This window comes from Pandoraea sp. (assembly GCF_004297875.1).
Taxonomy (GTDB): Bacteria; Pseudomonadota; Gammaproteobacteria; order Burkholderiales; family Burkholderiaceae; genus Pandoraea.
This window is the reverse complement of record NZ_SCSK01000067.1, coordinates 65,227-77,980: the sequence shown is the minus strand read 5'-3', so window position 1 is coordinate 77,980 and position 12,754 is coordinate 65,227. Positions and strand designations below refer to the sequence as shown.

The window sequence follows — 12,754 nt, the reverse complement described above, 5'->3', positions numbered from 1 at the left end:
ACATCATCATGGTCGGCAATATCAACGATATTTGCCACAAGTTGGATCAGTCCCTCGTCGAACGCTATTGCCATATCGAGGTATGACCACCTGCGTACGCCTGTATCATCCTGTCGCCGCTCCTCCGGGCCAGAATACCGAAACCCGCGCCGACGCGTGACCTAGGCGCCCAGATGCGCCAGCGGGTGTGCCTGGGCCCGCCACTCGCTCTCGAAGAATCGGGCCACCTGCTTCGCATCGACCTGATCAAGACTCGCCGGAAGCCACCGAGGCGCGTGATCCTTGTCTATCGCCAGGGCGCGAATGCCCTCCGGCCCATCGTGACCGTCGAACACGTGTTTCATCATCGAGAGTTCGACCCTCAATTCGTCCGCCAGTGACAAAGACTGCGAACGTGCCCGGCGGATTTGCTCGAGCGTCACGCATACCATCAGTGGAGAACGCTTGCCCAGTTGTGCCTCGATCTGCCGCGCCCACTCGCTGAATTCGCAACGTGCTTCACGCGACAGCGATGCCAGAATCGATGACATACTCTCGTGGGAAAAATGCATATCGATGGCGCCGCGCAAATCCTCGAGTGGCATGTCGCGCGGCGACGGCGCAACATGGCCATTGGCCAGAGCACGCACGCGATCCATCACTGCGTTGCCGTCTTGCCAAGGCTCGTTCTCCAGTAACGACAGCAGGTCGGTCGTCATGTTGCGCGGCAAATAAACGTCTGCCAAGCCGGCATAGAGCGCATCAGCCGCACCGATCGCCACACCGGTAACGCCCAGGTATTCACCAATGTGGCCCGGCAGTCGCGCCAGGAAATGCCCACCGCCAACGTCGGGAAATAATCCAATCTGCGTCTCCGGCATGGCCATGCGCGTCGTCTCGGTAACGATACGCAAGGCGGCGCCTTGGGAGATCCCCATGCCCCCGCCCATCACGATACCGTCGAGCAATGCGATGTACGGCTTCGGATACGTCGCGATCAAATAGTCAAGCGCGTACTCTTCGACGAAATACGGCAGCAGCGCCGCACGGTCGCGCTGCGCAGTCTCATAAAAATAGCGGATGTCTCCGCCCGCGCAAAATCCTTTCTCGCCGACGCCTCGCACGAATACGGCGTAGACTTGGGGATCTTCGGCCCATTGCAGGAGCGCAGCCGTCAGCGATCGAATCATGTCGGGCGACAGCGCGTTCAAGGCTTTTGGCCTGTTCAAGGTGATCAGACCAACATGGTTGACGATCCTGGTTTCGATGAATTCGGACATGACGCAGCACCGTGGCAAGAGGTGACAGATAAAAAAAGCCGGTGCGAGGCACCGGCTTTATCGTACCGCAAACATGCCGGCGGGAAGCCGGCCTGACGCGCGAGCCGGAGCTCAGGTTCGCTCTTCGCGCGATGCTTTCTTGCGCTCGTGCTCTTTCAGGAAGCGCTTGCGCAAACGAATGGACTGCGGCGTAATCTCGACCAGTTCGTCGTCGTCGATGAACTCGACCGCATATTCAAGCGACATCTGGATCGGAGGCACCAGGCGCACGGCTTCGTCCGTGCCCGAGGCGCGCACATTGGTCAGTTGTTTGCCCTTGATCGGATTGACCACCAAATCGTTGTCGCGGCTGTGGATGCCGATGATCATCCCTTCGTAGAGCGCATCGCCGGGCTTGACGAACATCCGGCCGCGATCCTGCAGTTTCCACAACGCGTAGGCGACCGCGGCACCGTCGTCTTGCGAGATCAGCACGCCATTGCGGCGCTCGCCGAGATTACCTTCGCGCACGGGCGCATAAGCGTCGAAAATATGACTGATCAGCCCCGTGCCACGGGTCATCGACAGGAATTCTCCCTGAAAACCGATCAAGCCCCGTGCAGGAATGCGGTATTCCAGACGCGTTCGGCCCCGGCCGTCGGACGCCATGTCGATCAACTCGCCCTTGCGGCGCCCCAACTCTTCCATTACCGCGCCCTGGTGGCCGTCCTCGACGTCGACCGTCAGCAACTCGTAGGGTTCGTGCTTGACCCCATCGATCTCCTTCATGACCACGCGCGGGCGCGATACGGCAAGCTCGTAGCCTTCGCGGCGCATGTTCTCGACGAGAATAGTCAGGTGCAACTCGCCGCGGCCAGACACTTCGAAGATGGTCTCGTCCGCCGTGTCCTTCACGCGCAATGCGACGTTGTGGTTCAGTTCGCGCATCAGGCGTTCGCGAATCTGACGGCTGGTAATGAATTTGCCCTCCCGCCCCGCCAGTGGCGAAGTGTTGACGCAAAAATTCATCGTCAGGGTCGGTTCGTCGACACTGATCATCGGCAGCGCCTCGGGCTGCTCGACGGCGCAGATCGTCGCACCGATGCCGACGTCCTCGATCCCGTTGATAAGCACGATGTCGCCGGCTTCGGCGCTCTCCACCTGGACCCGCTCGAGCCCCTTGAACGACAGCACTTGGTTGATCTTTCTGTTGAACACTTCGCCGTCCGGGCCGAAGCGCATCGCCACCGGCTGCCCCGGACGGATACGACCGCGCGACACGCGTCCGATGCCGATGCGACCAACATAGGTCGAATAATCGAGCGAGGTGATCTGGAGCTGCAACGGCGCGTCCGGATCGGCCGGACGCACCGGCACGTGTTCCAGAATCGCTTCGAACAGCGGGCGCATATCCCCCTCGCGGACGCTCGGATCGAGGCTCGCGTAACCATTCAGTGCGGACGCATAAACCACCGGGAAATCGAGTTGCTCGTCGGTCGCGCCGAGCTTGTCGAACAGATCGAATGTCTGGTTGATGACCCAATCCGGGCGTGCGCCCGGGCGATCGATCTTGTTCACTACCACGATCGGCTTGAGCCCCAGCGCCAGCGCCTTGCGGGTCACGAAGCGCGTCTGCGGCATCGGGCCTTCAACCGCATCGACCAGCAGCAGCACACTGTCGACCATCGACAGCACTCGCTCGACCTCACCGCCGAAATCGGCGTGTCCCGGCGTGTCGACGATGTTGATATGCGTGTCGCCGTATTCGACAGCGCAGTTCTTGGCAAGAATCGTGATGCCGCGCTCCTTTTCGATATCGTTCGAATCCATCACACGCTCAGCAATTTGCTGGTTCTCGCGGAAGGTGCCGGATTGGCGCAGCAGTTTGTCGACGAGCGTGGTCTTGCCGTGGTCAACGTGGGCAATGATGGCGATGTTACGTAGGGCGCGGGTCATGAAAAGAAGGAAAGAATGTTTTGGAGCAATCGAACATTTTAGCACGGCTGGCTTGTTCGCTTATGACAAGCAACCGGAGCCCGACACGAAAACACCGGGGCGCCAACCGGGCCTTGTTGTTCGGCCACAATAATTGCATAGTCAATTATTGCCCCGCCTTGCAAATAATTAAGCAATCGCTATAATCATGCCTAGGCAACTATTGCATGAGCACTAAAATGACACAACCCGACCTTCCCGCGCCTGAGCAGGCACCCTACCCCGGGTATGACATGGAGGATTCCATGGGCTATCTGGTCGCGCGTGTTCGTTCCCTGCTGATGGCGCAACTGACGCAGGAGACTTCGCGTTTCGGCCTGACCAGCACCCAGGCCACCATGCTATACAAGTTGGCCACCGGCAAATGCACCACAGCCGCCGATCTCTCGCGCGAGTATTGCATCGATGCCAGCGCTGTGACGCGCTTGCTGGACCGTCTCGAGAAGCATGGCCTGCTGATCCGGGAACGCAGCCGCGAAGACCGGCGTACGGTCATCCTGACTTTGACTGCCGAGGGCCGCGCGCAAGCCATGCGAATGCCGGAGATTTTTCTCGCTTGCGCCGATCGGTTACTGCGTGGCTTCACCCCGGACGAGGTCACCCTTCTGAAAAGCCTGCTCCGGCGTGTGATCGCCAACAGCGAGATCGGGTAAATATTGCTTTAGCAATCATTTCATGCCGAAGAATCATTCTAACGCGTTGTATTACTATCCATCGATTCAATGACTAAGGGTTTTGCTATGCAAGCAACCTATCCCAATATGCCTCGCCTGCGGACGCTCACCATGGCGTGTATCGCCATTGCCGTACTGGGACTGTCCGGATGCGCGAATTACATGGGAATCCATAGCGACAAGCGCATTGCATCACCGAATGCTTACGCAACCGCGCGCAGCCTCCCCAGCCAGGGCGGACAATGGCCGACGACCGATTGGGCGGCTCAATTCGGCGACCCCCAACTCCAGCAATTGATTCACGAGGCCCTCGCCGGCAATCCGGATTTGCAGATGGCGCAGGCGCGTTTGGCGGCTGCTCGCGCCCAGGCCGAAGGCGCGGGGGCCGCGCTCCTGCCCAGGATCGGCGTGAGCGGGGATGTCTACCGCCAAAAATTCACCGAGCACACGATTTATCCGCCGGGCTACGGTGGTTCCTGGTTCACCCAGGGCGATGCAATGGCGAATCTGACCTACGAGCTGGATCTGTGGGGTAAAAATCGCGCGGCGCAGGCTCAGGCCATTTCTGCGGAAAAAGCCGAAGAGGCCGCGGATCAGGAGGCGCGCCTGACTGTGGCCACCGCGGTAGCGCGCGCATACAACCAATTGGCCCAGCAGTATGCCTTGCGAGACGTGCTCATGCGAGAGTTGAAGCAACGCGAGATGCTGAGCCGTCTGGCCCGCGATCGTTTGAGAGCCGGGCTGGATACGAAAGTCGAAACCAAGCAGGCGCAAGGCAATATCGCCGACGCCAAAACCCAGTTGAGTCAGTTGAACGGACAAATCCTCCTGACCCGGCATCAGTTGGGCGCGCTGCTCGGCAAAGGCCCCGATCGCGGCCTGCAAATCGCCAGGCCGAGACTCGCGACGATTGCCTCTCCCCGCATCCCGGACAACCTGCCGCTGAACCTGCTGGGGCGCCGGCCGGATATCGTTGCCGCGCGCTGGCAAGTGGAAGCCGCGCTCAAGGGCGTGGATGTTGCAAAGGCCCGCTTCTACCCGGACATCAACTTGATGGCGACGATCGGGTTCAGCTCGTTTGGCCTGGGACAATTGTTCACCGCGGCCAGCCAACAGATACAGGCCGGCCCCGCGATCAGTCTGCCGATCTTCGACGGCGGCCGTCTGCGCGCCAATCTGAAGGGCGAGTACGCGCGTTATGAGGAAGCGGTCGCCTCGTACGACAAGACATTGAACGACGCGTTGACCGACGTCGCCGACCGCCTGAGCAGCATTCACTCGACCGACCAGCAGTTAGTGACGCAGGCACAAGCCTACGATGCGGCCAAAAGCGCCTATGACCTTGCCGTGAGCCGCTACAGAGCCGGACTGGCGCCACAGTTGGTCGTGCTGAACGCCGAATCGTCCCTTCTGGCACAAGAACAATTGCGCGCCAATCTGGTCGCCACTCGCCGCGACCAGCAGATGGCGTTGATCAAGGCCATGGGCGGAGGATTCGATGCTCAGGCGGCCGGCTTGGCTCAAGCATCGGGCAGTCTGGCGCAAGCGGCGTCACCCGCTGCGGCAATTCATTGAAGCGGCACGTTGCCCAACGAATTTAAAAATTTGAAAGATCTCAACGGAGCAGATTATGAGTGACAACCAACAGGGCGCTGCCGCCCAACCCGCACCTGCCGCGGCGACCGGCAACAACGGCAAGCGAAAGCGCATGATGCTGACGCTGAGCGCCGTGATCATCGTGGCAGCCATCGGGTATGGGCTCTATTGGGGTTTATACGCGCGCTACTACGAAAGCACCGACGACGCCTATGTTTCGGGCAATGTGGTGCAAATCACGCCGCAGGTGGGCGGCACGGTAACGGGCGTCAACGCCGACGACACGCAAATGGTGCAAGCCGGTCAAACGCTCGTGCAGCTTGATCAGGCCGACTCCCGGGTGGCCCTGCTGCAGGCCGAAGCCAATCTCGCGCAAACGGTGCGCCAGGTACGCACGCTGTATGTGGACAATCAGGCCCTGGCTGCAACCGTCGCAATGCGTGAAGCCGACCTGGCCAAGGCTCGTGCCGACCTGCAGCGCCGTGAAATCGCGATGCCCAGCGGCGCGGTCTCACGCGAGGAACTGGGGCATGCGCAAGATGCCGTCAAGACAGTCGAAGCCGCGCTGGCGGTGGCTCGCAGCCAGCTCATGTCGAATCACGCGCTGACCGACAAGACCACGGTGGCCACGCATCCGCAAGTGAGGCAAGCGGCCGACAAACTTCGTGCGGTATATCTGGACTATGCGCGCACGTCGATCCCTGCGCCGGTCGCCGGCTATGTCGCCAAGCGTGCCGTCCAGGTCGGGCAGCGCGTGGCACCCGGCACGCCATTGATGGCCATCGTGCCGCTCAACCAAGTCTGGGTCGACGCCAACTTCAAGGAAGTGCAGATCGCGCATATGCGGGTTGGGCAACCCGTGGAAATGACGGCGGACGTTTATGGCTCGAGCGTCAAATTCCACGGCACGGTCGCCGGATTCTCGGCGGGCACCGGCAGCGCTTTCTCACTGTTGCCAGCGCAAAACGCCACCGGCAACTGGATCAAGGTGGTACAGCGCCTGCCCGTACGCATCGCGCTGGACCCGAAGGAACTTGCCAAGCATCCGCTGCGCATCGGCCTGTCGATGCAAGTCGAAGTCGACGTGCACAACACGAAGGGCAAGGCGCTCGGCAACGCGCCGGCCATGCCGACCTACCAGACCGACGTGTTCGAGAAGATTGGACACCAGGCCGACGCCATCGTGGCACGCATCATCGAGGACAACTTGGGCGCACATGCCAGCGCCGACGAGTCCTCGGACAAACCGGCCAAGGCCAAACTTCTGTAATCCGCGCCAGGTTATGACATCTCACGCCCAACCCGCGCCGTTGCGCGGCGGACAACTCGTACTCGGGACCATCGCGCTGTCGTTGGCGACGTTCATGAACGTGCTCGACACTTCGATCGCCAATGTGTCGATTCCGGCGATTTCCGGTGACCTGGGCGTTTCCGCGAGCCAAGGCACCTGGGTCATCACTTCATTCGCCGTGGCCAATGCGATCTCGGTGCCATTAACGGGATGGCTGACCGAGCGCTTCGGCCAGGTCCGCCTGTTCATCTCGTCGATACTTTTGTTCGTGATCTCTTCCTGGTTGTGCGGCATGGCGCCCACACTCGGATTTTTGCTGGCCGCTCGCGTGCTTCAGGGTGCGGTGGCCGGCCCGATGATTCCGTTGTCGCAATCGCTGCTGTTGTCCAGTTACCCGCAGCAGAAAAGCGCAATGGCCTTGTCCATGTGGGGTATGACTACATTGGTCGCGCCAGTGCTCGGCCCAATCCTGGGCGGCTGGATTTCCGATAATTACCAGTGGCCATGGATTTTCTATATCAACATCCCGATCGGTATTCTCGCCGCGTCGGTGACCTGGTCGATCTATCGCACGCGTGAATCACAGATCCAGCACAAACCGATCGACAAGGTCGGATTGACGCTGTTGGTGCTGTGGGTCGGATCCCTGCAGATCATGCTCGACAAAGGCAAGGAGCTCGACTGGTTCAACTCGACGACGATCGTGGCGCTGGCGCTGGTCGCCATCGTTTCGTTCGCCTTTTTTATCGTGTGGGAAATTACCGAGAAATATCCGGTCGTTGATCTTACGTTGTTCAAGGGAATCAATTTCACCGGGGGTGTGGTCGCCATTTCCGTCGGCTACGGTCTGTTTTTCGGCAACCTGGTGATCCTGCCGCAATGGCTGCAGATCTATCTGGGCTATACCGCGACTCAGGCCGGCCTGATCCTGGCCCCGGTGGGACTGTTCGCCATACTGCTCTCGCCAGTCATCGGCAAGACCTTGCCCAAGGTCGATGCGCGATGGGTCGTCACGGCGTCGTTCGCGCTGTTTGCGCTGGTGTTCTATATGCGCTCGGAATTCAATACGCAGGTGGATGTTCACACATTGCTGATTCCAACGTTCCTGCAGGGCATCCCGATGTCGATGTTCTTCATTCCGCTGACTGCCATCATCCTGTCGGGTTTGCCGGCACGGCGCATCCCGGCGGCGGCCGGTCTGTCGAATTTCGTACGGATTCTGTGCGGTGGCGTCGGCACTTCGATTACCGCGACCTTATGGGATAACCGAATATCGCTGCACCATGCGCAATTGACAGAAAGCGCGAATGTCTACAATCCGATCTTCGACCATGCCGTCAACGGATTGACCACGTTGGGTTTAAGTCACGAGCAGGCATACGGCATGATCGACGGACTGATCACCAATCAGTCGGCAATGTTGGGCGCCAATGATATTTTCTGGATCTCGGCGGTACTGTTCATCCTGATGATCGGGCTGGTGTGGTTCACCCGCCCCATCCGAAGCTCTGGTGGCGCCGACGTCGCAGCGGGAGCTCACTGATCTGCCCGCAGTCGTTCGTCGACTGCGAGAGCTCGTTTCAGGGTTGTGCGATGAGCCGGCGGGGCACCAGCAAGCCATCGGAGCTGCGTATTGCTACGCCAAGGAGCGCTGGCGTTCGCGCGGGGTCGAGGCTACCGTAGACGCGTACCAACGCCTCGGCCGACACAACGCTCGGCGAACACGACGGGGCCGTCGTGTCGTCCAGTCGCAGGCGCTGCCCGTGACAAAAGCGGCGCGCCAGATCGTCGGAAAGTGTCAGGCTTGGCAACTGCTGAAGCAACGCATCGAGCGGGGCCAATCGGGCCGCACGCTGCCCTTCCTCCAGCGCTTCGAGGTCTTCGAGCGTGACTGCGCCATCCAATGTCAGCACACCCACGCCAATACGGCGAAGTCCCGTCAAATGGGCGCCGCATCCTAACGCCTCGCCAATATCCTCGGCCAGGGTACGCACGTACGTCCCCTTGCTGCAATGCACACGCAGGATCAGCGTCGGCGCCTGCGGAAGCTGGCTATCGGTCAATTCCAGTTGATGAATCGTCACGCGCCGGGGTTCGCGCTCGAGGACTTGCCCTGCCCGGGCATACTCATAGAGCGGTTTGCCGTCTCGCTTGAGCGCCGAGTACATCGGCGGGACCTGATCAATCACGCCGGTAAAGCGGCGCAAAATCGCTTCGACATCGGCCGAGCCGACATTCACCTGACGCTCGGACACCACCTCGCCCTCGGCGTCGCCGGTCGCCGTGCGCCTCCCCAGTCTCACGCTGGCAAGATACGTCTTGTCGGCATCGAGCAAGTCCTGGGCGAATTTGGTGGCTTCGCCAAAACATAGCGGCAAAAGCCCGGTAGCCAGTGGATCAAGCGTACCGGTGTGCCCGGCCTTTTGGGCATTGAGTAGCCGTTTGGCGCGCATCAGCGCATCGTTCGACGACAGTCCCAGCGGCTTGTCGAGAAGCAGTACGCCACTCAGAGGCAATCGGGGCCGGCGTTTGCGTTCGGCGTTTGGCTTGAGGTCAGGCATATCGGCAGAAAAAGGGCGATCGAACAACGACCGCCCGCACGGCTCATTCGTCGTCTTTGGCCCGATCGGCGTTAGCGACATCGATCAATTTTGACATTTCGATGGCTTGCTCGATGGATTTGTCATGCACAAAATGCAGCGTCGGCACGGTATGAATATGCAGCAATTTGAACAACAGGCTGCGGAGAAAGCCGGCTGCCTCATTCAGCGCGATACGCGTTTTTTCCGGATCTCCGGTAAGCGTGGTGAAATAAATCTTGGCGTGAGCGTAATCGGGCGTCAGCGCGACACTTTGAATTGTGACCATCCCAATCCGGGGGTCTTTGATTTCGCGCATGATGATCGCCGAAAGATCACGCTGGATCTGGTCGGCGATACGCAAATTGCGGTCTGGCGTACTGCGTTTTTTCGGCATCGAACTCTCAAGCGCGTGGACCGCGAGGACTCGACGATATGCCGGGCTCAGCCCGGCATCGCGTCGTGTCACAGGGTACGGGCAACCTCCGTGATTTCGAAAACTTCAAACTGGTCACCTTCCTGGATGTCATTGAAGTTCTTCACCGACATACCGCACTCGAAGCCTGCCTTGACTTCCCTGACGTCGTCCTTGAAGCGCTTGAGCGAATCCAGCTCGCCAGTATGGATGACCACGTTGTCGCGTAGCACACGGACCGACGACGAACGCTTGACCACGCCTTCGAGGACCATACAGCCAGCCACCGTTCCAACCTTCGGCACCTTGAACACCTGGCGCACTGACACCAGGCCAGTGACTTCTTCCTTCTTCTCCGGCGACAACATGCCCGACATGGCGGCCTTCACTTCATCCACCGCGTCGTAGATGATGTTGTAGTAGCGAATGTCGATACCGTTGGCTTCGGCCAGTTTCCGCGCAAGCGCATCGGCACGGGTGTTGAAGCCGATAATGACCGCCTTCGAGGCCGTGGCCAGGTTGACGTCCGACTCGCTGATACCGCCAACGGCGGCATGCACGATCTGCACCCGAACTTCGGCGGTCGACAGCTTGTTCAGAGCGTGCACCAATGCTTCCTGGGAGCCCTGAACGTCGGCCTTGACGATCAACGCCAAGGTCTGCACTTCGCCCTCGGCCATCTGATCGAACATGTTCTCGAGTTTGGCTGCCTGCTGCTTGGCCAGCTTCACGTCACGGAACTTGCCCTGACGGAACAGTGCGATTTCGCGCGCCTTGCGCTCATCGGGCAGCACCAGCACTTCCTCGCCAGCGCCCGGCACTTCGGATAGCCCTTGAATCTCGACGGGAATCGATGGCCCGGCCTCTTTGGTGGGTTTGCCGATTTCGTCGAGCATGGCCCGCACACGGCCATAAGCCTGGCCGGCCAGCACCATGTCGCCGCGACGCAGCGTGCCGGACTGCACCAGAATGGTAGCCACAGGTCCCTTGCCCTTATCCAGCTTCGCCTCGATCACGATGCCCTTGGCCGGTGCCTCGACAGGTGCCTTCAGTTCTAGCACTTCGGCCTGAAGAATGACGTTTTCGAGCAGATCGTCGATGCCTTGTCCGGTTTTGGCGGACACCGGCACGAACGGCGAATCGCCGCCATATTCTTCCGGCACCACGCCCTCGGTGACCAGTTCCTGCTTGACGCGCTCCGGATTCGCGTCCGGCTTGTCGATTTTGTTGAGCGCCACCACGATAGGCACGCCGGCGGCCTTCGCGTGTGCAATCGCCTCCTTGGTCTGAGGCATCACGCCGTCGTCGGCCGCAACCACCAGAATCACGATATCGGTCGATTGCGCACCGCGCGCGCGCATGGCGGTAAATGCCTCGTGCCCCGGGGTATCGAGGAACGTAACCACGCCACGCGGTGTTTCGACGTGATAGGCGCCAATATGCTGGGTAATGCCGCCCGCTTCGCCCGCCGCTACCTTGGCGCGCCGGATGTAATCAAGCAAGGAGGTCTTGCCATGATCGACGTGCCCCATCACCGTCACTACCGGCGGCCGCGGCAATGCTTCGGCATCGACATGTTCGCCACCCAGATCGAGCGCCGTTTCGGGATCATCCAGTTTCGCCGCAATCGCCGTGTGCCCGAGTTCCTCGACCACGATCATGGCCGTTTCCTGATCAAGCACTTGGTTGATCGTGACCATCTGGCCAAGCTTCATCATCAGCTTGATAACCTCGGACGCCTTGACCGACATCTTGTGCGCCAGATCGGCCACGCTAATGGTCTCCGGTACCATGACCTCGCGCACGACCGGCTCGGTCGGCGCCTGGAATACCTGACGATGATCTTCCTGGGCATGCCGGCGGTGGCCCTTCGGTCCGCGCCAGCCGTCGCCGACCCCGCCGGAGGAATCACCGCGGGTCTTGATGCTGCGTTTGCGACCGGCGTCGTCCTTCTGCCATGTCGACGGCGCGCCCGCCTGCTTGACGGGCTTCTTGCTCTTGTCGGCCGCGGCGACCGTCGCACTGACGGGTTTCTTCTCCTCCTTCTTGTCCTCCGGCTTGGCTGCCTTGGCAGGCTTGTGGAGCGTACCCTTGCTTTCGGCTTTGGCTGCTGCTGGCTGAGGCTCGGGCGCCTTGAGCACTTTGCGCGGCGCATTCATCATCTCGCGAATGGCGCGCGCCTCGGACTCGGCGGCCGCACGCCGCTTGCGGATTTCATCTTCCTCGACACGCGCCTGTTCGGAGGCCGCGCGCGCTTGCGCCGCTTCGGCTTCGCGCGCCGCCGCAGCGGCGGCTTCTTTACCGTCATCAGCTTGGGCGGCCTGCGTCGCGCCACCCGCGTCGCTCTGCACCGTTGCCTCTTGTTCGACGGCTGTCGTGGCGTGCTGGGCAGCGCGCTCCGCCGCGGCAGCAGCGGCCGCGCGCTCTCGTTCAGCCTCGGCAGCGGCCGCTTCGCGGGCCTGCCGCTCCGCTTCCTCGCGGGCAAGACGCTCCTGACGTTCCCTCAGCTCTTCAGCCTGGCGCGCCAAAAGTTCGGCCTGACTGCGCGCCTCTTCCTCGCGCCGAGCAAGCTCCGCGTCGCTGACCAACGGTTCGGCGGGTTGCGCTTCGGCGACCTCGATCGGCGTGTCGTCCCGCTTGACGAAGACACGCTTCTTGCGGACTTCCACCTGAATGGTGCGGGCCTTTCCCGAGGAATCCGCCTGTTTGATTTCAGAGGTCTGACGGCGCGTCAAGGTAATCTTTTTCTTCTCGCCGTCACCGGCACCATGCGACCGGCGCAGATGATCCAACAACTGGGCCTTGTCGGCCTCAGTCAGTGAATCGTCCGCGCTGCGCTTGTCCACACCGGCGGCTTTCAATTGCTCCAGCAAGACGCCGGCCGGCATTTTCAATTCTGCAGCAAATTGGGCTACGTTGATGCTCGCCATTCAAACCTCTTCAGGCAAGGACCGAGTCCTTGCGGT

9 protein-coding genes are annotated in these 12,754 nt (G+C 60.8%); 4 read left to right on the top strand and 5 right to left on the bottom strand.

The window, feature by feature from the left end:
* Positions 1–161: 161 nt before the first annotated feature.
* Both EPN80_RS19470 and typA read right to left on the bottom strand, forming a co-directional pair.
* Positions 162–1,259 (bottom strand): enoyl-CoA hydratase/isomerase family protein, encoded by a 1,098-nt coding sequence (locus EPN80_RS19470; RefSeq protein WP_293031293.1) that lies wholly within the window; start codon positions 1,257–1,259, stop codon positions 162–164.
* A gap of 111 nt (positions 1,260–1,370) precedes the next feature.
* Positions 1,371–3,194 (bottom strand): translational GTPase TypA, encoded by a 1,824-nt coding sequence (typA, locus tag EPN80_RS19465; RefSeq protein ID WP_293031290.1) that lies wholly within the window; start codon positions 3,192–3,194, stop codon positions 1,371–1,373.
* A 218-nt stretch (positions 3,195–3,412) separates the two neighbouring features.
* Here typA and EPN80_RS19460 point away from each other — a divergent pair, with 218 nt between their 5' ends.
* The 4 genes from EPN80_RS19460 (at position 3,413) to EPN80_RS19445 (ending at position 8,337) form a co-directional block, all read left to right on the top strand.
* A complete protein-coding gene (locus EPN80_RS19460; protein ID WP_293031288.1) occupies positions 3,413–3,886 on the top strand; it encodes a MarR family transcriptional regulator in 474 nt (157 codons plus the stop codon).
* An 87-nt stretch (positions 3,887–3,973) separates the two neighbouring features.
* Positions 3,974–5,482 carry an efflux transporter outer membrane subunit gene (locus EPN80_RS19455; protein WP_293031285.1) on the top strand — a complete coding sequence of 503 codons (1,509 nt, stop codon included), beginning with the start codon at positions 3,974–3,976 and terminating at the stop codon, positions 5,480–5,482.
* Between the two features lie 55 nt (positions 5,483–5,537).
* Positions 5,538–6,773, top strand: coding sequence for an efflux RND transporter periplasmic adaptor subunit (locus tag EPN80_RS19450; protein WP_293031282.1), 1,236 nt, complete (start codon positions 5,538–5,540; stop codon positions 6,771–6,773).
* A gap of 13 nt (positions 6,774–6,786) precedes the next feature.
* A complete protein-coding gene (locus tag EPN80_RS19445) occupies positions 6,787–8,337 on the top strand; it encodes a DHA2 family efflux MFS transporter permease subunit (RefSeq protein ID WP_293031279.1) in 1,551 nt (516 codons plus the stop codon).
* 37 nt (positions 8,338–8,374) lie between these two features.
* Here EPN80_RS19445 and truB read toward each other — a convergent pair whose 3' ends face one another.
* The 3 genes from truB to infB form a co-directional block, all read right to left on the bottom strand.
* The gene (gene truB, locus EPN80_RS19440) at positions 8,375–9,355 is read right to left on the bottom strand and encodes a tRNA pseudouridine(55) synthase TruB (RefSeq protein WP_293031276.1); all 981 of its coding nucleotides are present in this window, start codon (positions 9,353–9,355) and stop codon (positions 8,375–8,377) included.
* A gap of 43 nt (positions 9,356–9,398) precedes the next feature.
* Positions 9,399–9,770 carry a 30S ribosome-binding factor RbfA gene (rbfA, locus tag EPN80_RS19435; protein WP_293031274.1) on the bottom strand — a complete coding sequence of 124 codons (372 nt, stop codon included), beginning with the start codon at positions 9,768–9,770 and terminating at the stop codon, positions 9,399–9,401.
* A 68-nt stretch (positions 9,771–9,838) separates the two neighbouring features.
* Positions 9,839–12,718: a translation initiation factor IF-2 gene (gene infB, locus EPN80_RS19430; protein ID WP_293031272.1), complete on the bottom strand. Its 2,880-nt coding sequence runs from the start codon at positions 12,716–12,718 to the stop codon at positions 9,839–9,841.
* Positions 12,719–12,754 lie beyond the last annotated feature (36 nt).